A 20,549-nucleotide genomic window follows, 5' to 3' on the forward strand; every position below is an offset into this window, starting at 1 on the left:
AGGTGCTTGAGGCGCTCCGCCGCTGCTGGGGGTGGCTCGCACCCCGGCTGCGCCGCGCACTGACCTTCTGGCGGCGCTCGATCCAGGCCCGGGTCGTGGCGAGCACGGTGGTGCTGTCCGCGGTCGTGGTCAGCGGCGTCGGCTGGATCCTGCTGCAGCAGACCCGTGACGGCCTGCTGCGGCACCGCTCCGAGGTCGTGCTCGGCGAGGTCGACGCCGAGGTCGCCGACGCCCAGGACCGCCTCGAGGCGGCGTCGGGACGCGAGGTCAACGCCAGCCAGCAGCAGCGCGACCTGGTCGACCCGATCATCGAGCGGGGCGCGAGCCGGGGGTACGCCGTCGTGCTGGCCGGGCCCGAGGGGGAGGACCCGGCCCTGCGCACCGGCGGCGGCGAGTACACCAGCGGCCTCGACCTGATCAGCATCCCCACCTCCCTCGAGGAGCACTTCGACGCCCCGCGCCGGGCGACGGCGTGGACCTACACCGAGATCGTGCGCACGACGGGCGCCGGCTCCGACGCGAGGACCACCCGGGAGCCGGGGATCGTGGTCGGCTCCCAGGTCCAGCTGCCCTCGGACGGCAAGACCTACACGCTCTACTTCCTGTTCCCGCTCTCCGAGGAGCAGGACACCCTCGACCTGGTGACCCGGGCGCTGCTGACGGCGGCCGGGCTGCTGCTCGCGCTGGTCGCGGGCCTGACCTGGCTGGTGACCCGGCAGGTGGTAACCCCGATCCGGCTGGCCCGGCGGGTCGCCGAGCGGCTCGCGGCCGGGCGGCTGCAGGAACGGCTGCAGGTCACCGGCGAGGACGACATCGCGCGCCTGGCGTACTCCTTCAACCAGATGGCGACCAGCCTCCAGCGCCAGATCCGCCAGCTCGAGGAGCTCAGCTGGGTCCAGCGCCGGTTCGTGTCGGACGTGTCCCACGAGCTGCGCACCCCGCTGACGACCGTGCGGATGGCCTCCGACGTCCTTCACGACGCGCGCGAGAGCTTCGACCCGGCGACGGCCCGCTCGGCGGAGCTGATGCAGGCCGAGCTCGACCGGTTCGAGAACCTGCTCGTCGACCTGCTCGAGATCAGCCGCTTCGACGCCGGCGCCGCGGTGCTCGCCACCGAGAACGTCAACCTCGGCGACCTCGTACGACGGGTGGTCGAGGCCGCTCAGCCACTGGCGGACCAGCGCGGGATCCGGGTGCAGGTCGTCGAGCCGGGGCACCCCGTCCAGGCCGACGTCGACGTGCGCCGGATCGAGCGGATCGTGCGCAACCTGGTCACCAACGCGATCGACCACGCCCTCGCCGACGACCCGACCGAGGCGGTCATCGTGCGCCTCGAGTCGGACGAGGAGGCGGCCGCGATCACCGTGCGCGACCACGGGGTCGGCCTGGCGCCCGGCGAGGCGTCGATGGTCTTCAACCGCTTCTGGCGCTCCGACCCGGCCCGCACCCGCACCAGCGGTGGCACCGGCCTGGGCCTCGCGATCGCGCAGGAGGACGCGCACCTGCACGGCGGCTGGCTGCAGGCGTGGGGCAGGACCGGTCAGGGGGCACAGTTCCGGCTGACCGTGCCCCGGCACGCCGACGGCACGCTGCGGCACAGCCCGCTCCCGCTGGTTCCCGAGGACGCGATGTCGAGCGACGCCGCCGTCGTGGTCGGGCCCGCGGGCGTCGTACCCGAGGGGGAGGAGTGATGACCCGCCTGCGCGCCGTCGTGGTGCTCGTGCTCGCCCTGGCGGTGCTGTCCGGCTGCACGTCGCTCCCGACCTCCGGCCCCGTGGTCCAGAGCCGCGGCACCGACCGCGGTGACACCCGCCGGGCCAGTGACATCGACGCCCGGCCCCCGGTCGAGGGTGCATCGCGCACCGAGGTGGTCGCCGGGTTCCTCGACGCGATGACGGCGTGGCCGGTGCAGACCAGCGTCGCGAAGCAGTACCTCACCAAGGAGGCCGCGGCCGGCTGGAACCCCGAGCAGGAGACGATCATCTACAGCGACTCGCTGCCCGTGCGCGAGAGCGGGGGCTTCGTGTCGGTGTCCCTGACCGCCGCCGACCGGCTCGACTCGGTCGGGGCGTGGCGGGGCGCGATGGGCGCCGAGGAGCTGACCCTCGACTTCAAGGTCACCGTGCAGGACGGGGAGTACCGGATCACCGACCCGCCGGACGCGCTCGTCGTGCCCGCCTCGTGGTTCCGGCAGCGCTACCACCAGGTCTCGCTCTACTACTTCGACCCGGTCGCCAAGATCCTCGTCCCCGAGCCGGTGTTCGTGCCGGAGGGCGACCAGCTCGCCACCAGCCTCGTCGCCGGCCTGCTCGCCGGTCCGCCGCCACTGGCCCAGGGCGTGGTGCGCTCGTTCCTGCCCTCGGGGCTGTCCGTGGGGCTGTCCGTGCCCGTCAGCGACGCCGGCGTCGCCGACATCTCGCTCGTCGGCGAGGCCCAGTCGGTCACCTCCGAGCAGGCCGGCCTGATGCTCGCCCAGCTCGCGTGGACGCTGCGCCAGGACCCGTCGGTCACCGCACTGCGGGTCAGCGTCGACGGCTCCCCGCTGCCGCTGCCGGGCGGTGTCGCGCAGTACTCCGTCGACGCGGCCGCCGCCTACGGCCCGGCCGGCCCCGGCGGCGGCAAGACGCTCTACGGCATCAGCCAGGGCCGGCTGGTCTCCGGCGCCCAGGACACCGACCTCGACCCCGTCACCGGCGTGTTCGGCGACGAGGGGGCAGGTCTCACCGCGATCGCGGTCAGCCCCGACAACGAGGAGGTCGCCGGCGTCGACGCGGGTGGGCGCCGCGTCCGCCTCGCCCACGTCCAGCAGTCGACCTCCGAGCCCGCCGCGCAGGTGCTGCTCGACGGCGGCAGCTACGCCCGCCCGACCTGGGACCACGCCGGACGGCTGTGGGTGCTGGAGCGCAGGGCGAGCGGCGCGGTCGTGTGGTTGTACGACGGCGCCCAGCTGCGCACCGTGAGGGTCCCCGGCATCACCGGCACCCGCGCCCGCAGCCTCGTCGTCAGCCGCGACGGCACCCGCCTGGTCGGGGTGGTCCGGGTGAGCGGGCAGGGCGACGAGGTCGTCGGTGCCCGGGTGTTCCTCAACGGTCGCGGCCAGGTCGCCCGGGCGGGCCGGCCGTTCGTCGTACGCGCTCCCGAGGGCAGTGCCGTCATCGACATCGCCTGGGCCAGCCCGGTCCGGGTCGCGCTGCTGACCGCGAGCGTCCCCGGCAACCTCTACGAGGTCGACGTGGTCGCCGTCGACGGCGCCACGGTCGGCGTCGACGTCCTGTCCACCATCGTCACCGGCGAGGTCCTCGGGCTGGCTGCCTCGCCCGTCGAGGACGCGCCGATGTACGCCGTCTACGCCCGCCAGTACGTCGACCTGGTGCGCCAGGAGGACCACGAGGCCGGGCCGGGAGGGCTCTCGGAGCTCGACTACGCGGGCTGAGCACCGAGCTGAGCACCGAGCTGAGCACCGAGCTGAGCACCGAGCTGAGTCTCCACAGGCTCCCCGGCGCCGGTTGCCCGGGTGGGGGTGGCCTGCTGAGGTGGGCCGGTGGCCACCGCGCAGCTGATCGACGGGTTCGTCGACCTGGTGCTCGGCTCGCGCTGCGTGGGCTGCGACCGGCCCGGGCGCCCCTGCTGCCCGGCCTGCCGCGACCTGTGCCGGCTGCTGGCCACCCAGGCCGTGCCGCACTGGCCGACGCCCTGCCCGGCGGGGCTGGTGCCGACCTACGCGGTGGGGGACTACGACGGCCTGCTGCGTGACCTCGTCCTCGCCCACAAGGAGCGCCGGGTGCTCGCCCTCGCCCGGCCCCTCGGTGACCTGCTCGCCGGGTCGGTCGGGGCCGCGGCACCGCCGGGCCCGCTGGTCCTGGTCCCCGTGCCGTCGCGTGCCACGACCGTGCGCCAGCGCGGCCACGACCCCACCCTCGCCATGACCCGGGCCGCCGCCGCGCTGCTCGGCGCCGAGACACGGGTGGCCCGGCTGCTGCGGCTGCGCCCCGGTGTCGTCGACCAGGCCGGCCTCGACGCCGCCGGCCGCTCCGCCAACCTCGCCGGCTCGATGACGGCGCCCGCGCACGCCGTACGACGCCTCGCGCGGCGCTGCCCCCGCGCCCACGTCGTGGTGTGCGACGACGTGCTCACCACCGGCGCCACGCTGCGTGAGGCACAGCGCGCGCTGGAGGCCGCCGGGGTGCCCGTGCAGGCCGCGGCGGCCGTCGCCGCGACCCGGCGCCGGAACCCCGCCAGATGAAGGGTCTGAACTTCGGGCCAAGCCTTTCGCCGTCACCACCGACGGACTAACGTCTGGTCATGGAGTCCGCCCGGGTCCGTGGTTGCGTCGCCCAGGCCGGGCGCGAGCCCAGCCGGGTGCGGCAAGCCGATGCCAGTCGCAGGCGAAACGGTCCACGTAAGCCGGCCCCCGGGCCGGTGATCACGGTGCGGCTTAGTCGTCAGTCCTGCCTCGGCCCGGACGTCAGATACGTCCGGCCCCGGGAGAGGGCCGGTAGTGGCAACAAGCTGCGGAAGCCCCAGCAGGCGGGTGTGGGGACGAAGACCAGGTCGGCCGGGCGGACTCCGCCATTTCGCGCTCGCTTCGCTCGCGCATGTCGCGCCGCCTGCCAGCGCCGTTTCTTCCTCCCCCGCTCGCTCGTTCCTCGCTCGCTCCTCCGTGCAGGAACGGCGGGCGGCGCGACGATGGCGCCCTGGCGCTCGCTTCGCTCGCGCGCCGGGCGTCGCCCCTTGAGTTCGTGCTGGTCGAGCAACGGGCCAGCACACCGGCTTCCTGCCTGGGCGGCAGGAGTACCCATCACGCCGAAATCCCCTTGGAGGTAACTGATGGATGTTGTGGTCACCGGACGGCACTGCGAGATCTCGGACAGGTTCCGGGAGCATGCCGCGGAGAAGCTCACCAAGCTGGAGAAGCACGATCACCGGATCATCCGGGTCCATGTGGAGGTGGACTGCGAACCCAACCCCCGCCAGCACGACCAGGCGGTGCACGTCGAGCTCACGGCCTTCTCCAAGGGGCCGGTGATCCGGGCCGAGGCCGCCGCTGACGACAAGATGGGTGCGCTCGACCTCGCGCTCGACAAGATGGCCGCGCAGATGCGCAAGGCCGCCGACCGCCGGCGGGTCCACCGCGGCCGTCGTACGCCGGTCTCGGTCGGCAAGGCGCTCTCCGACGTCCCGACCACCGTGGTCGAGGAGGACAGCGACGAGGTCGCGATCGACCGGCAGGTCGGTCCGATCACGGTCACCGGCGACGGGCCGCTCGTGGTCCGCGAGAAGACCCACCCGGCGAGCCCGATGACTCTCGACCAGGCGCTCTACGAGATGGAGCTGGTGGGCCACGACTTCTACCTGTACGTCGACAAGGAGAGCGAGCGTCCGGCCGTCGTCTACCGCCGCCGCGGCTACGACTACGGCGTCATCTCGCTCGACATCGGGAGCGTGCAGGACTGATCTCCCCAGCATCGTGCAGCGCTCGAAACCGGACTGGACCGGCACTCACTCGGGAGGTCGTGTCATGATGCCGCCGTGGCGGATGGTACTTCGCCGGCCGCAGCACCGGGACAGCCCGTGAGCGAGCCGGTACGTGTGGTGGTGGTCGACGACCAGGAGCTGTTCCGGCGTGGGCTGACCATGCTCCTGGGCATCGAGGACGGCATCGAGGTCGTCGGCGAGGCCAGCAACGGCATCGACGGCGTCAGCCTCGTGGTCAGCAGCGTGCCCGACGTGGTGCTGCTGGACGTCCGGATGCCCAAGCAGTCCGGGATCGAGGCGTGCGTCGCGATCAAGGAGGCGGTCCCGATGACGAAGATCATCATGCTGACCGTCTCCGACGACGAGGCCGACCTCTACGAGGCGGTCAAGAGCGGTGCCTCGGGCTACCTCCTCAAGGACTCCTCCATCGAGGAGGTGGCCCAGGGCATCCGCGTCGTCGCCGACGGCCAGTCGCTGATCAGCCCGTCGATGGCGGCCAAGCTGATCGACGAGTTCAAGACGATGTCGAAGCCCGACCGCACCGCCGGCCCGGCCCTCAAGCTCACCGAGCGGGAGCTGGAGGTGCTCCGGTTCGTCGCCCGCGGCCTGAGCAACCGCGACGTCGCCGCACAGCTCGCGATCAGCGAGAACACCGTCAAGAACCACGTCCGCAACATCCTCGAGAAGCTCCAGCTGCACTCGCGGATGGAGGCGGTCATGTACGCCGTGCGCGCCAAGCTGGTCGAGCTGGAGTAGTCGGGGCACTGCTCGCGCGCGCTGCACGGATCCCCGGAAGTCCCTGACCGGTGTGACCCCAGGGACAGGTGGGACGGCGGCGGCTGTCGGCGGCGGCTCCTAGGGTGGGCCCGTGCCCACCACGCAGTCGCTGTCGCTCGCCCAGGCCCGCCGCATCGCACTGGCCGCGCAGGGCTTCCTCGACCCGGCCCACAGCGCCCCGACGCTGCGCACCTTCGACCGCACCCTGGCCCGCACCGGGGTGCTGCAGGTCGACAGCGTCAACGTCCTGCAGCGCGCCCACTTCATGCCGCTCTACTCCCGGATGGGGCCCTACGACGTCCAGCTGCTGCAGCGGGCGGCGAGCGGGCGCAACCGGCGCGTCGTCGAGTACTGGGCTCACGTGCAGGCCTTCATGCCGGTCGAGCTGTGGCCGGCGATGCGGCACCGGATGGACGACTACCGGGCACGGCGCGGCAAGTGGTTCACCGTCGAGGAGGGCGACCAGCTCGAGGCGGCGCTGCTCGCCGAGATCACCGACCGCGGCGCCAGCACCGCGCGCGAGCTCGACGACGGACTGCCGCGCACGAAGGACCACTGGGGCTGGAACTGGTCGCGCACCCGCCGGATGCTCGACTACCTCTACATGACCGGGGAGCTGGCCATCGCGGGCCGCAACAGCCAGTTCGAGATCCGCTACGACCTGCCCGAGCGGGTCCTGCCGGCAGCGGTCCTGGACGCGCCGGCGATGACCGCGGCCGAGGCCCACGTCGAGCTCGTACGACGAGCGGCCCGGTCCCACGGCGTGGCCTCGGCCAACTGCCTGGCCGACTACTACCGGATCCGGGTCGGGGAGGCCCGGGCCGCGGTCGACGAGCTCGTCGCGGCCGGCGAGCTGGAGCCGGTCGAGGTGCAGGGCTGGAAGCGTCCGGCCTACCTGCACACCGAGGCGCGGCTCCCGCGCCGCATCGGCGCCCGGTCGCTGCTCAGCCCGTTCGACCCGGTGGTGTGGGAGCGCGACCGCGCCGAGGCGCTGTTCGACTTCTTCTACCGCATCGAGATCTACGTCCCCGCCGAGCAGCGGGTGCACGGCTACTACGTGCTGCCGTTCCTGCTCGGCGACCGGATCGTCGGCCGGGTCGACCTCAAGGCAGACCGGGTCTCCGGACGGCTGCTGGTGCAGTCGGCGTGGTCGGAGCCGCACGCCCCCGCCGAGACCGCGGGCGAGCTCGCCGCCGAGCTCGAGCGGCTGGCCGGTTGGCTCGGCCTCTCCGAGGTGGTGGTCGCGCCCAAGGGCGACCTCGCCCCGGCCCTCATCGCCGAGGTCAGCGCACCCGCAGCCTCCTGAGCAGCCTGAGCTGGGCGTTGCCGAGCCCCACGAACCTCTCCACCGCCATGCCGGCGGGCGGGCCGAGGGGGACCAGGCGCTGGGTGGCGACGGTCTGCGACTCGGTGTACTTGCGCATGCCCTCCGCGCCGTGGCGCCGACCCAGGCCGCTGTCGCCCATGCCGCCCATCCCGGCCTCGATCGATCCGGCCGCGGCGGCTGCGCCGTCGTTGACGTTGACCGAGCCGGCCCGGATGCGCTGAGCGAGTGCCTCCGCACGGGCGGCGTCGCGTGACCAGATGCTCGCGGAGAGGCCGTAGCGGCCCTCGTTGGCCTTCTCGATCGCGTCGAGGTCGGTGGCGACGCGGTAGAGCGAGATCACCGGGCCGAAGGTCTCCTCGAGGCAGACCGGCATGTCGGCGGTGACGCCCTCGAGCACGGTCGGCTCGTGGACCAGCGGGCCGAGGTCGGGCCGCGCCCGGCCTCCGGTCAGCACCCGAGCGCCCGACGCCACGGCGGAGGCAACGTGGGAGGTGACCGCCTCGAGCTGGGCCGGGGAGGCCAGGGAGCCGACGTCGACGGTGTAGTCGTAGGCCTGCCCGAGGGTGAGCGCCTCGGTCGCGGCCACGAGCGCCGACCGGAAGGCGTCGTAGACGTCCTCGTGGACGATCACCCGCTCGATGTGGATGCACATCTGGCCGGTGTTCGCGAAGGCCGCCGCCACGCAGCCGGCCGCGGCCTTCCCGACGTCGGCGTCGGCGAGCACGACCAGCGGGTTCTTGCCACCGAGCTCGAGCGAGGCCGAGATCAGCATCTCGCCGGCACGACGACCGACGTGGCGGCCGGTGGCGGTCGAGCCGGTGAAGCAGATGTGGTCGACACCGGTGCCCGGGGAGTCCGGCGAGCCGATGAGGGCGTCGCCGACGACCGCGCCCGGGCCGACGACGACGTGCCAGACGTCGCGGGGCAGGCCCGCCTCGGCGAGCAGGGCGCGGGTCCACAGCAGGGTGAGCGGGGTCTGCGAGTCCGCCTTGCTGACCACGCCGTTGCCGGCGAGCAGCGCGGGCAGCACGTCGCCGACGGCGAGGTAGAGCGGGTAGTTCCAGGGCGAGATCATCCCGATCACCCCCTTCGGCACCCGCACCTCGCGGACCCGGGTCAGGCCCGGCATCGCGCCGCGGACCTTGTTGTCGACCAGGTAACGGCGGCCGTGGCGGGCGTAGTGGCGGGCGATGGTGGCGACCTGCAGGATCTCCTGCCAGGCACTGAAGCGGGACTTGCCCATCTCCCACTGGATCAGGTCGATCACCTCGTCCTGCCGTTCGACCAGCAGGTCGTGGAAGCGCAGCACGATCCCGGCACGGGTGCTCCACGGCAGCAGCGCCCAGCGGTGCTGGGCGTCGAGAGCGCTCGCGACGGCGTCGGCGACGTCGACGGCGCTGGAGACCGGCACGGCGGCCGTCGGCTGCCCGTCGTACGGCGCGACCGCGGTGCTGGTGGCGGTCGAGGCCGCGTCGCGCGACACCCACCGGTTCCACGCGGAGATCCGCTCGTCGGTGACCCAGCCGGGACGGGCGGTGCTGGTGGGGGCAGCAGTGGTGGTGCTCACGAGTAGAGCCTCTCCAGGACGTCGGCGTACTTGGCGTGGACGACGCGGCGCTTGAGCTTGAGGGTCGGGGTGAGCTCCTCGGACTCGGCGGTCCACTCGACCGGGAGCAGCTCCCAGGCCTTGACCTGCTCGGGGCGGGAAAGTCGGTCGTTGGCGGCGTCGACGGCCTGCTGGGCGACCGCGAGGATCGCGGGGTGCTGGGCCAGCTCGGCGAGCGAGGTGCCGGCCGGGATGCCGAGCTGGGCGCCGACCAGAGGCGCGATCTCGGCGTCGAGGGTGAGCACCGCGACGACGTACGGCCTGCCCTCGCCGAAGACCAGCGCGTGGCCGACGATCGGGCTCTCCTTGAGGTAGTTCTCGATGTTGGAGGGCGCGATGTTCTTGCCGGAGGAGGTGATGATCATCTCCTTCTTCCGGTCGACGACCTTGAGGAAGCCGTCGGCGTCGATCTCGCCGATGTCGCCGGTGTGCACCCAGCCGTCGGCGTCGATGAGGGCGGCGGTCGCCTCGGGCTGCTTGTAGTAGCCCTTCGAGGCGACCGGGCCGCGGGCCAGGATCTCCCCGTCCTCGGCGAGGGTGATCTCGATGCCGGGCAGGGCGCGGCCGACGGTCCCGAGCCGGAACTGGTCGGGTCCGCAGGACGTGACCGCGGCGCAGGTCTCGGTCATGCCGTAGACGTCGTAGATGCGCATCCCGAGACCGGCGAAGAACCTGGCCACCTCCAGCGGCATCGGGGCGGCGGCGGACGCCGCCCACTCGCAGCGGTCGAGACCGAGCAGGGCGCGCAGGAAGGCGAGCAGGCCTTCGTCGGCGGCGCGGAACCGGGCCTCGAGCTCGGGAGAGACGCTGCTACCCGACTGGAGCGCCTCGACGTGCTCCAGGCCGATGGCGAGCGCGGCCTCGACCTGTGCCTTCTTCTCGGGGTCGGTCTCGGCGGCGAGCTTGGCGGAGATGCCCGTCCTGATCTTCTCCCAGACCCGCGGGACGCCGAAGAAGCGCGTCGGGTGCACCTCGCCGAGGGCGCCGAGCAGCAGCGCGGGGTCGGCGATCAGGTGGATGTGGGCGCCCATGACCTGCGGGATGTACATGCCGAGCGTGCGCTCGGCGATGTGGGCGAACGGCAGGTAGGAGATGAACTCGTTGCGCTGGGTCGGCGAGGCGACGCGCAGCGAGCAGACGCACTCGTAGAGCACCGCGTGGTGGGTGAGCACGACACCCTTCGGGTTCCCGGTGGTGCCCGACGTGTAGAGGATGGTCAGCGGGTCGTCGGGGGAGATGCCTGCGGTGCGCTCGGCGAGCTCGGTCGCGTGGTCGGCACGCCAGGCGGCGCCCGAGGCGAGGAAGGCGTCCCAGGTCACGAAGCGGCCGTCGTCCTCGGGAGGCGCCGCGTCGATCACCACGACGGTGCGGATCGAGGTGGACTCGGCGAGCGCTCGCTCCCACCGGGCGAGGTGGTCGGCGCTCTCCAGCACGACGAGGGTGGGCTCGGCGTGCCCGGCGACGTAGGCCACCTGGTCGGGGGAGAGGGTGTTGTAGACCGACATCGACACCCCGGCGGCGTGCACGACGCCGACGTCGGCGACGACGTGCTCGATCCGGTTGCTCGCCATCAGCGCGACCCGGTCGCCCGCGGCGACGCCCGCCGCCATCAGCGCGCCGGCCACGTCGAGCGCCTGCTCGCGCAGCCCGGTCCAGCCGACCGTGCGCCACCCCGGTGCGTAGCCCGCGGACAGGTCGATCCCGACCTTGTCGGAGTACGCCGCCCGGTCGCCCTCGGCCTCCACGGTGCGGGCCAGGGCCGCGGGCAGGGTGAGGCCGGCGATCTCCTGCTCGATCTCGGCGCGGATCGTCAGGGTGTCGGTGCTCATCGTGGTTCCTCTCGGTTGGGCGGACGGGACTACTGCTGGGGGACCTCGGCGGAGCCGCGGCCCTGGGTGCCCTTCGGCGGGTCGGTGCAACGCACGTCGGTGCGCGGCTCGCGGCGGCTGGTGTCCTGGATGTCGCGCTGGACGCTGCGGTCGTAGACGCAGTTCTTGAGGATCCGGGGGACGAGCACGACCCGGCCGCTGCCGTCGCGCGTGCTGCCGGCCATCACGTCGGCCTGGACCGGCGCCCAGTCCAGCCAGTGCTGGAGCCCGCGCAGGTGACCGGCGGCCATCTCGGTCAGGGGCACCCCGTCGCGCAGCATCCGCCGCAGCTGCGGGGAGGCCGACCGCCACCAGCGCTGGAGACGCGGCACCAGGTCGATCGCGGTCGTGACGGTGCTGCGCACGGCGGGCGTGGCCGTCGCGAGCGACTGGGCCACGGCCTCGAGGTCCGCGGAGAGCCGGCGGATCTCGGGGGAGAGGTCGGCCACCGTGGTCAGCGGTGTCTCGGCCTGCTCCGCGAGCCTCGTCAGGGCGGGCTCGAGCCGGCGCAGCATCGCGAACGCACTCTCCAGCTCGACCGCCAACGAGCGCAGGTCGACGTCCTGGTCGTTGTCGCCGAAGATCGCGGCGGTCTCGGTGGCGATGGTCTGCACGTCGGCGACGTCGAGGTGCGACATCAGCCGCTGCGCGTGCGCCAGCACGTCGGGCACGCCGAGCGGCACACTGGTCGCCGACAGGGGAACGGTCGACCCGTCGGCGAGGAACGGGCCCTTGCTCGACGAGGGACGTACGTCGAGGTACTGCTCGCCGACCGCGGACAGGTTGCGGACCTCCATCGCGCTGTCCCGCGGCACCTCCACGCCGGACTCGATCTCGATCCGCGCGACGACGCCGACGCCGGGCTTCGCGCTCAGCCGGACGTGGGTCACCTCGCCGATGCGCTGGCCGCGGTAGGTGACGACCGAGCCCTCGTGCAGGCCGGCGGCCTGCGGGAGCTCGACGGTGACGGCGTAGGGGTGGTGGAACAGGGACCCGCCGACGACGGTGTCGGCCACGTGGACGACGCCGCCGACGAGGATGACCAGGATCAGCGACTGGGCGACCCGGATCCGGCGCTGCCACATCCGGGCGGTGGCGGCGACGGCCTCCACGGGCGTGGGGCGGCGGCTCACTGCGCACCTCCGGTCGCCGACAGCGCCTGGAGGTCGAGCAGGAAGGTCAGGTCGAAGTTGGCGAAGTCGCCGGGTGCCGCCCGGTCACTGCCCTCGGCGAAGGCGACCAGCCCGGTCATCACGCCGTCGATGTCGTCGCGGCCGGCGAGCAGGGTGCGGACCACCGGTTCCATGTCCTCGAGCTGGGCGACGAGGTCCTCGCGCACGGCCGCGGTCAGCGGCGTGGCGACGGCGTCGAACCGGCTCAGCGACTCCATCGCCGTGACCAGCTGCGCGCGCTGCCGGTCGAAGGTGGTGACCAGCCCGGAGAGGGCGGTGAGGGAGCGGGTGATGTCAGGCAGGTCGCCGGCCAGCCGGATGGTCAGCCGGTCCAGCGCGGCGGTCAGCCGGTCGACCCGCGGGAAGTCTGCGTTCAGGTCGGTGACCGCGGTGTCGAGGCGGTGCAGGAGGCGTCGCACGTCGTCGGCGTTGCCGGTCAGCGCCGCGTTGAGCTGGTCGATGATCGTGGAGATGTCGGCGAAGCTGCCGCCGGTGACCACCGTGGACAGCGCGCTGAGCAGGTCGGTCACGTCGGGTGCGCTGCCGGTCGCGGCGACCGGGAGGGTTGCCCCGTCGGCCAGCACGGCTCCGGTGTCGCCGGGGAAGAGCTGCACGAACGCCGTCCCCATGGGGGAGGTCAGGCGGATCTCGGCGCGCGAGGTGTCGCGCAGCCGCACGGACGTCGACAGCGCGAGCTCGACCTCGGCGACGTAGTCGCCCGCCTCGACCGCGGTGACCTGCCCGACGGTGGCGCCGTCCAGCTTCACCGGGGCATCCACGGGGAGGTTGAGCGCGTCGGTGAACTCGACCGTGACGGCGTACGTCGGACCGTCGACCAGGTCCGGCAGCGGCACGTCCTCCAGGGTCAGCCCGCAGCCGGCGGTGAGGCCGGCGACCAGGAGGGTCACGATGGCGAGTGCGCGCCTCACGGGATCGCCCCCGGCAGGCCGTCGTAGACGCCGTCGAGGAGCGGGTCGAGCAGCCCGGTGCCCTGCTCGGTGAAGAGCAGCCCGCAGATCCGGGTGCCGCCGTCGCCGGCGAGCGCCTTCGCGAAGACCCGGCAGCTGTGGTCGCGGAAGGCGGCGGAGAACGGACCGGCGCTGAACGCGAACTGCACGCGAAGCCGGCCGAGGTCCCAGTCGTAGGCGCGGGCGAAGTTCTCCGCCATCGTCGGCATCGTGTCGAAGGCCTCGGCCAGCGAGTCCTGCCGGGAGCGGACCAGGGCGACCACGTCCGCGAGGCCCGACAGGTCGTCGCCGAGGACGCCGCCGTTCTGCTTCAGGAAGCGGTCGGCCAGCCGGGTGAGCTCGTCGAGGCTGTCGAGGGTCGCGACCAGCTCCTGGCGCTGGTCGGCGAGGACGTCGCCGGTGTCGGCGGCCGCCTTCGTGAAGTCGCGGATCGACCGGTCGCGCTCGGAGAGCGTGTCGACCAGGGCGACGAGGTTGTCGGTGACCGCGGTCAGGTCGCCGGCCTTGGCGTTGATCGTCGCCAGTGCGTCGCGGCTCTCGGCGAGCGCGGCCCGCAGGTGCGGCCCGTTGCCGTCCAGCGTCCTCGCCATGGCAGAGAGCACGTCACCGAGGCCCTTGTCGCCCTTGCTGCCCGGGCCCTCGGGACCGCCGTCGAGGGCGAGCACCAGGTCGTCGATCGCCTTCGCGATCTCGTCGACGGTGGCCGGCGCCCGGGTGTGGTCGGCGGCGATGTGGGCCCCGGACGCGAGGGTCGGCCCGTCGGTCCAGGCAGGCCCGAGCTCGACGTACCGGTCCGTGACCAGGGAGCCCTGCAGGATCTCGGCGCCCGCGTCGCGGGGGACCCGGGTGTCCGGGGCGAGGTGCATGACCACCCGCATGGTCGCGCCCTGCGGCTCGATCCGGACGATCTCGCCGACCCTCACGCCGAGGTAGGTGACGTCGTTGCCGACGTACACGCCGGTCGTGTCGGCGAAGTCGGCGGTCACGACCAGGTCGTCGGGGTCGTCGCCACCGAGCCAGCCGAGCAGTCGGGCGCCGGAGACGAGCAGGGCCAGCGCGACGACTGCCCCGGCGATCGTGAGGATGCGCTGCCGGCTCACTTGCAGTCCTCCGGCGAGATCGAGCAGACCAGGTCGTCGGGCACGATCGCCCAGGGCGCGTTCACGCCGAGCCAGGGCCCGTCGCCGGTCGCGTTGGTGAAGACCCGCATGGTGGGGCCGGCGAGCTCGAGGGTGCGGTCGAGCAGCGCGGTGTGCTCGTCGAGGACCTTCAGCACGGTGCGCAGGTCGCGCAGCGCCGGCTTGAGCTGGGGTGCCGTCGCCCGCACCAGTGCGGTGAGGCCGGTGACGAACCGGTGCGCGTCGGAGAGCAGCGCGCGCAGGGTCTCCTTGCGCTGCTGGACCATGAGCATCACGGTCGTGCCGTGGGCGAGGACCTGGTCGAGCTCGTCGCTCTGCTCCAGGACCAGGTCGGTGACCTTGCGGATCGAGGTGAGCAGCTCGTCGAGCTGCTGCTCGCGGTCGTTGGCGATCGCGGACACCCCAGCGATGCCGTCGAGAGCGTCCCGCAGGGCGTCCGGCTCGACGGCGAGGTCCGTGGCCAGCACGTCGACCGCGCGGTGCACCCGGTCGAGGTCGAGCGCCTCGACCTGGGGAGTGGACTCCAGCCAGAACCGCTCGATCGTGTAGCTGTCCACGGCGTGCTCGACGGCGATCGTCCCGTCGTCGCCGAGCGCCGCGCCCTCGCCCGGGCTGAGCGAGAGGAAGCGCTCGCCGAGGATGGAGAGCAGCTTGACCTGCACGGTGCTGTCCGCGGTGACACCGAGGTCCCCGGGAGCGCCGGTCAGGCTGAACCGGACGTCGACCTGGTCGCGCTCGGCCGTCACCGCAGTCACCTCGCCGATCCTCAGCCCTGCCATCCGTACGTCGTCCCCGGGCTCCAGCCCCGCGGCGTGCCGCAGCCGCGCGTGGTACGCCGGATCGCCCGCGAACGCGCGGACACCCAGCAGCAGCAGGCCGAGCACGACCAGGGCCGCGACCAGGCGCAGCGGCCAGGCGAGTCGTCCGAGCGTCCCCATCAGCGGCACCTCGTGGAGTGCCTGTTGCCGGTCACGCCGAGGTCGAGCCTGAACGGGAACCCGGCACCGCCGGCAGCGAGCGTGCAGACGTAGACGTTGAGGTAGCTGCCGTAGCCGAGCGTGCGCAGGTAGGTGTCCAGCTGCCGGGGGACGGCCGCGCCCGTCTGCACGAGCAGGTCGCGGCGCTGGGCGAGGTAGCGGAACCACGGAGCACTCAGGTCGGCCACGTCGGTGACCGGCTGGCGGACCTCGCCGACCAGGTCGGCCGTCGTGGCCGAGAGCCGGGCGATCGAGTCGAGGCTGCTCGCGATCCGGTCGCTGTCCTTCGCGAGACCGCCGGTGAGGGACGCCAGCCCGTCGACCAGGCGGGTGATCTCGGTGCGGTGCTCGTCGGTGGTGTCGAGGACCAGCGTGACGTTGTCGACGACCTTCGCGAGCGTGGCGTCACGGTCGACGATGCCGGAGGTGAGCCTCGCTGTCTGGTCCAGCAGGTGCGCCATCGTGGGGCCCCGGCCCTGCAGCACCTCGACGATGTTGGTCGCGAGCTGGTTGATGTCGGCGGGCTGCAGCAGGTCGAAGATCGGCTCGAAGGCGTTGAACATCGCGGTCAGGTCGAGCGCGGGCCGGGTGCGGGCGAGCGGGATACGGGCGCCGTCGGTGAGCCGTCCGGCCCTCGCCGTGCGGTCGGGCCGGGCCAGGGCGACGTACCGCTGGCCCATCAGGTTGAGGTAGTCGACCGACGCGGTCACGTCGTCGTGCAGCCGCTGCCCCGCGTCGACGCTCATGGTCACGACCGCGAGGCCGCGCTCATCGCCGCTGCCGAGGCGGGTGCCGGTGACCCGGCCGACCCTCACCCCTGCGATCCGCACGTCGTCGCCGGCGCGCAACCCGGTGGCGTCGCGGAACACGGCGGTGACGGTGATCGCGTCGCCGTGCTGGGCACGGGACAGGGTGCCGGCGACCATGCTGGTCAGCACGACGGCGACCAGCGCGAAGCAGGCGACCCCGAGCGCGGCGCCGCGGTGGCGGCGCAGCTCGCTCAGCTGGCGGCTCACCGGTGGTCACCCCCGCAGGGTCCGGTGAGTCCGCGGTAGGTGGGGCAGTCCTTCGGGTCGGCGGGGTCGTACGGGTCGAGCAGCTGGGGCGCGAGCACGCCCTCCATCTGGATCCGGCCGTCCTTGACGGCTTCGGCGCCGTTGCGCAGCAGGACCGGCACCTTGCGGAGGAGCTCGGCGAAGGCGGGGTACCGCTCGGCGAACACCTCGAGCGTCGCGGCGCTGGCGTTGAGCAGGCGCGCGGTCGCAGCTGCGTTGTCACGCAGGAAGGTGGTCACGCCGTCCTCGCCGTCGAGGAGCTCGGGCACGTCGGCGAGCAGCTGCGAGATCCTCGCCTGCTGCTGCACGAAGGTCCGGGCCAGCGGCCGGGTGTCGCGCAGTGCCTTCACCAGCCGAGGCTCGACCTCGCCGGCCAGGTCGGTGTCGCGGGCGAGCAGGTCGAGGTCCTCGCGCACCTGCGGGTGCAGGTCGGCCCAGCGGCCGAGGAAGCCGTTGCCGTCGCGGACCAGCTCCGCGATCCGTGCCCCCCGCCCGTCCAGCGCGTCGGCGAGCTGCGACAGCGCGAGGTCCCACCGGGCCGGGTCGACGGCCGCGAGCAGCCGCTGGGTCGCGGAGAAGGTGTCCATCAGCCGCAGCGTCGCGGTCGAGGTGTCCGCCGGCACGACGGCGCCCTCGGCCAGGTGTGCCCCGCCGGCGGCCGCGGTGGGGGTCGCGGTGGGGGTCGCGGTGGCGCTCGCGCTCACCAGGTCGACGTACTCGTTGCCGAACAGGGTGCCCGGCAGCACCCGCGCGACCACGCCCGCCGGGATCAGCGCGGCGTGCTCGGGTGCGACCAGCACCTCGGCGCTCGGTCCGGCGGGATCGACCTCGACGACGCGGCCGACCCGCAGGCCGTCGTACTTCACGTCGGAGTTGATCCCGAGCGTGTCGCCGACGGTGGGGAGCTGGACGGTCACCCGGACGTCGTCGCTGACGATGCCGAGGGTCTGCAGGCCGAGCGCGCCGGTGAGCGCGCCGAGCAGCAGGAGGCCGACGACGCCGAGCGCGGCCAGCCGCAGCCGCAGGGCGCGCGGGTCGGCCTTGCTGTGGGCGAACAGGAACTCGCTCATACCGGGGTCCCCGACCGATTGTTCGCGCAGGAGCGAAGCGGGGGAGCGGAGAATCGAGTGGGGTGGTTCACGCGCTCACCCCGAGATCTGGACCTGCTGGTCCGCGCCCCACAGGAGCAGCGTCAGCAGGATGTCGACGACGGTGAGCGAGATGATGCTGGCCCGGATCGCGCGGCCGGTCGCGCGGCCCACGCCCTCGGGGCCGCCGGTGGCGGTGAAGCCGTGGTAGCAGTGGATCAGGGTCACGACCGTGGTCAGCACGACGACCTTGATCGCGGAGTAGATGACGTCGACCGGGGCGACGAAGGTGCGGAAGTAGTGGTCGTAGGTGCCGGCGGACTGGCCGTAGAAGGTGGTGACCATCAGGTCCGTGGCGACGTAGGTGCCGACCAGGCCGATCAGGTAGAGCGGCAGCACGACGATCCACGCGGCGACCAGGCGGGTGCTGACCAGGTAGGGGATCGGGCGGATCGCCATCGACTCGAGCGCGTCGATCTCCTCGCTGATCCGCATCGCGCCGAGCCGGGAGGTGAAGCCGCAGCCGATCCGGGCGGCGAAGCCGAGTGCGGCGACCATGGGCGCGAGCTCGCGGGTGTTGGCGTACCCCGAGATGAACCCGGTCAGCGGCGCCAGGCCGATCACGTCGAGGCCCTGGTAGCCCTCGAGCCCGACCTCGGTGCCGGTCAGCGTCGACAGCAGCAGCACGACGCCCACGACGCCGCCGCCGACGAGGAAGATGCCCGAGCCGAGGGTGACCTCCGCCAGGACCCGCTGGATCTCGCCGCGGTAGCGGGTGAGCGCGACCGGCAGCGCCACGACCGCGCGCCAGGCCAGGACGAGCTGCAGCCCGATGCCGGCCAGGGGCCCGACGACCGCCTTGTCGACGCTCTCCTCGATCGCCGTCACGGGTGGTTCATCCGATCGGCCCTCCCGCGAAGGTGCTGTAGACCTGCGAGATCACGAAGTTGGCCGCGAAGAGCAGCACGAAGTTGGTCACCACCGCGCTGGTGACCGCCTCGCCGACGCCGGTCGGGCCGCGCTCGGCCCGCAGTCCCTTGTACGACGCCACGAGGGCGCAGATCACCGCGAAGATCGCCGCCTTGGCCAGCGAGAGCCACAGGTCGGAGACCTGGGCCAGCGTGGTGACCGAGGCGAGGTAGCTGCCCGGCGGGAGGTCCTGCAGCACCACGCTGACGCTGAGCGTGGTGATGATCGTGAAGAACATGACGACGCCGTTGAGCAGCACCGCGACGGCGACGACCGCGAACATCCGCGGCACGACGAGCCGCTCTACCACCGAGAGGCCCATCACCTCCATCGCGTCGATCTCCTCGCGGATCCGGCGCGAGCCGAGGTCCGCGCAGATCGCCGAGCCGGCGACGCCGGACAGCATCAGGGCCGTGATCAGGGGAGAGGCCTGGCGGACGACGGCCAGCGTGTTGCCCGCGCCGGTGAACGCGACGGCCCCGACCTCCTGGGCGAGCACGCCGACCTGCAGCGCGAGGATGATGCCGAACGGGACCGAGACCGCGAGGGCGGGCAGCGTGCAGACCCGGATCGCGTACCAGGTCTGCACCACGGTCTCGGCCAGCGGGAACCGGCGACCCGTGACCGACCCGAGAGCGGCGGCGAGCACCCGGCGGGTGAACCCGAGCAGCGCGACGACCTCCGCGAGCGGCCTGCCGAGGGCCAGGGCGGCCCGCGGGGCGCTGTGGGCGGGCATGGCGCTCCTGTCGTCGTACGGCTGCGGTCAGGCTCGGAGGGGGCACAATGACAGTAGAACTGTCACACACGTACTGTCCACGTCGATGTGACGCGCGTCAACCCTTGAAGGAGATCCTGCGTTGCACGCAGCAAATGACAGTCGTACTGTGACAGTCATGAGTTCTGTTGCCGGGGTCGACCCGGCGCCCCGGGCCGACGACGGCGGCCCGCTGCGCACCATCGACGAGCTGGCCGCGGCCGCCGGGCTGACCGTGCGGACGACCCGCTACTACGCCAGCCTCGGCCTGCTCCCGCCGCCGGCCCGGCGCGGCCGGATGGCGTGGTACGACGACACCCACCTCGCGCGCCTGGAGATGATCCGCGCGCTGCAGGGGCACGGCTTCACGCTCCAGGCGATCGAGAAGTACCTCGCCTCGCTGCCCGTCGACGCCGGCGTCGAGGACCTCGCGGTGCAGCGCGCGATGCTCACGTCGTGGACGGTGGGGGAGCCGCAGGAGCTGACCCGTCGCCAGCTCGACCAGCACGCCGGCCGCCGGCTCACCGACGACGAGGTGACCCTGATCGAGGAGTTCGGCCTGCTCCGGGTCGCGACCGACGAGCGTGGTGCGGTCCGCTTCACCCCGGTCCACGGCTTCGATGTCGCCGTCCAGCTGCTCGAGGTCGACATCCCCGTCGCCGGGATGCGGGCCGCCGGGGACGCGATCGAGCGGCACATGTCGGCGCTCGCCGAGGAGCTCACGCGGGTGCTGCGCGACGAGGTGATCGAGCCCTGGCGCCACGCCAGCGACCACCACTCCCGTGAGGACGCCGAGCAGCTCGAGGCCACCATCAGCACGCTGCGCCGGCTCACCCTCGACGCGATCGTGCGCGGCTTCCAGCGCTCTGCCAACAAGGTCATCGCGCGCTCGCTGCACCGTGCCTGAACCCGGGGGAGCGGCAGCGCGGCCCGATGGCCTAGTGTCGCGCCCGTGACCCAACGCACTCTCGTCCTGCTCAAGCCCGACGCGGTACGCCGTGGCCTGGTCGGCAACGTGCTGGCCCGGTTCGAGGCCAAGGGCCTGGTCATCGTCGCCATGGAGCACCGCCACATCGACGCGGCGATGGCCGACGCGCACTACGCCGAGCACGTCGAGCGCGACTTCTACCCGCCGCTGCGGACGTTCGTGACCAGCGGCCCGCTCGTCGCGCTGGTGCTCGAGGGCGACGAGGCGATCGAGGTCGTGCGCGCGCTCAACGGGGCGACCGACGGCCGCAAGGCGGCGCCGGGCACCATCCGCGGCGACCTGTCGCTGTCGAACCGCGAGAACCTGGTCCACGGCTCCGACTCGCCGGAGTCGGCCGCGCGCGAGATCGCGCTCTGGTTCCCCGGGCTCGCCTGAGGCGTCCCGGG

At 72.9% G+C, this 20,549-nt stretch carries 18 protein-coding genes; 8 read left to right on the top strand and 10 right to left on the bottom strand.

Annotation, left to right across the window (positions count from 1 at the left end; all coding sequences use genetic code 11):
- Positions 1 to 2 precede the first annotated feature (2 nt).
- From mtrB to BJ958_RS00295, 6 genes are all read left to right on the top strand, one after another.
- Positions 3 to 1,691, top strand: a complete 1,689-nt coding sequence (gene mtrB, locus BJ958_RS00270) for an MtrAB system histidine kinase MtrB (RefSeq protein ID WP_343052509.1) — start codon at positions 3 to 5, stop codon at positions 1,689 to 1,691.
- Entirely contained in the window at positions 1,691 to 3,433 is a 1,743-nt protein-coding gene (locus tag BJ958_RS00275; RefSeq protein WP_179724502.1) for an LpqB family beta-propeller domain-containing protein, read from the top strand. Before mtrB ends, BJ958_RS00275 begins: the two co-directional genes overlap by 1 nt.
- Positions 3,434 to 3,541: 108 nt before the next feature.
- Positions 3,542 to 4,243 (top strand): ComF family protein, encoded by a 702-nt coding sequence (locus BJ958_RS00280; RefSeq protein WP_343052510.1) that lies wholly within the window; start codon positions 3,542 to 3,544, stop codon positions 4,241 to 4,243.
- A 584-nt stretch (positions 4,244 to 4,827) separates the two neighbouring features.
- The gene (hpf, locus tag BJ958_RS00285; protein ID WP_179724503.1) at positions 4,828 to 5,454 is read left to right on the top strand and encodes a ribosome hibernation-promoting factor, HPF/YfiA family; all 627 of its coding nucleotides are present in this window, start codon (positions 4,828 to 4,830) and stop codon (positions 5,452 to 5,454) included.
- A gap of 117 nt (positions 5,455 to 5,571) precedes the next feature.
- Positions 5,572 to 6,231: a response regulator gene (locus BJ958_RS00290; protein ID WP_273520096.1), complete on the top strand. Its 660-nt coding sequence runs from the start codon at positions 5,572 to 5,574 to the stop codon at positions 6,229 to 6,231.
- 112 nt (positions 6,232 to 6,343) lie between these two features.
- Positions 6,344 to 7,558 carry a DNA glycosylase AlkZ-like family protein gene (locus tag BJ958_RS00295; protein ID WP_179724504.1) on the top strand — a complete coding sequence of 405 codons (1,215 nt, stop codon included), beginning with the start codon at positions 6,344 to 6,346 and terminating at the stop codon, positions 7,556 to 7,558.
- On the opposite strand, the gene BJ958_RS00300 is transcribed toward BJ958_RS00295, so the two are convergent.
- The 10 genes from BJ958_RS00300 to BJ958_RS00345 form a co-directional block, all read right to left on the bottom strand.
- On the bottom strand, positions 7,536 to 9,146 hold the full coding sequence (locus BJ958_RS00300) for a succinic semialdehyde dehydrogenase (RefSeq protein ID WP_179724505.1): 1,611 nt from the start codon (positions 9,144 to 9,146) through the stop codon (positions 7,536 to 7,538). The two genes, BJ958_RS00295 and BJ958_RS00300, sit on opposite strands and share 23 nt — an antisense overlap.
- Positions 9,143 to 11,014, bottom strand: coding sequence for an AMP-dependent synthetase/ligase (locus BJ958_RS00305; protein WP_179724506.1), 1,872 nt, complete (start codon positions 11,012 to 11,014; stop codon positions 9,143 to 9,145). The genes BJ958_RS00300 and BJ958_RS00305 overlap by 4 nt, the downstream gene beginning before the upstream one ends.
- A gap of 29 nt (positions 11,015 to 11,043) precedes the next feature.
- Positions 11,044 to 12,186, bottom strand: coding sequence for an MlaD family protein (locus BJ958_RS00310; RefSeq protein WP_179724507.1), 1,143 nt, complete (start codon positions 12,184 to 12,186; stop codon positions 11,044 to 11,046).
- Positions 12,183 to 13,154, bottom strand: coding sequence for an MCE family protein (locus BJ958_RS00315; protein ID WP_179724508.1), 972 nt, complete (start codon positions 13,152 to 13,154; stop codon positions 12,183 to 12,185). Before BJ958_RS00315 ends, BJ958_RS00310 begins: the two co-directional genes overlap by 4 nt.
- On the bottom strand, positions 13,151 to 14,293 hold the full coding sequence (locus BJ958_RS00320; protein WP_179724510.1) for an MCE family protein: 1,143 nt from the start codon (positions 14,291 to 14,293) through the stop codon (positions 13,151 to 13,153). The genes BJ958_RS00315 and BJ958_RS00320 overlap by 4 nt, the downstream gene beginning before the upstream one ends.
- Positions 14,290 to 15,270: an MCE family protein gene (locus BJ958_RS00325; RefSeq protein WP_179724513.1), complete on the bottom strand. Its 981-nt coding sequence runs from the start codon at positions 15,268 to 15,270 to the stop codon at positions 14,290 to 14,292. Before BJ958_RS00325 ends, BJ958_RS00320 begins: the two co-directional genes overlap by 4 nt.
- On the bottom strand, positions 15,270 to 16,325 hold the full coding sequence (locus BJ958_RS00330; RefSeq protein WP_179724515.1) for an MCE family protein: 1,056 nt from the start codon (positions 16,323 to 16,325) through the stop codon (positions 15,270 to 15,272). Before BJ958_RS00330 ends, BJ958_RS00325 begins: the two co-directional genes overlap by 1 nt.
- On the bottom strand, positions 16,322 to 17,434 hold the full coding sequence (locus BJ958_RS00335) for an MCE family protein (protein ID WP_179724517.1): 1,113 nt from the start codon (positions 17,432 to 17,434) through the stop codon (positions 16,322 to 16,324). Before BJ958_RS00335 ends, BJ958_RS00330 begins: the two co-directional genes overlap by 4 nt.
- 75 nt (positions 17,435 to 17,509) lie before the next feature.
- The gene (locus BJ958_RS00340) at positions 17,510 to 18,340 is read right to left on the bottom strand and encodes an ABC transporter permease (RefSeq protein WP_179724519.1); all 831 of its coding nucleotides are present in this window, start codon (positions 18,338 to 18,340) and stop codon (positions 17,510 to 17,512) included.
- A 7-nt stretch (positions 18,341 to 18,347) separates the two neighbouring features.
- On the bottom strand, positions 18,348 to 19,157 hold the full coding sequence (locus BJ958_RS00345) for an MlaE family ABC transporter permease (protein ID WP_179724521.1): 810 nt from the start codon (positions 19,155 to 19,157) through the stop codon (positions 18,348 to 18,350).
- 157 nt (positions 19,158 to 19,314) lie between these two features.
- Between BJ958_RS00345 and BJ958_RS00350 the strand changes: the two genes are divergently transcribed.
- A complete protein-coding gene (locus tag BJ958_RS00350; protein WP_179724523.1) occupies positions 19,315 to 20,082 on the top strand; it encodes a MerR family transcriptional regulator in 768 nt (255 codons plus the stop codon).
- 45 nt (positions 20,083 to 20,127) lie between these two features.
- Positions 20,128 to 20,538, top strand: coding sequence for a nucleoside-diphosphate kinase (gene ndk, locus BJ958_RS00355; protein WP_179724525.1), 411 nt, complete (start codon positions 20,128 to 20,130; stop codon positions 20,536 to 20,538).
- The last annotated feature ends 11 nt before the right edge of the window (positions 20,539 to 20,549 follow it).

This window comes from Nocardioides kongjuensis, assembly GCF_013409625.1.
In the GTDB taxonomy this organism is placed as follows: Bacteria; Actinomycetota; Actinomycetes; order Propionibacteriales; family Nocardioidaceae; genus Nocardioides; species Nocardioides kongjuensis.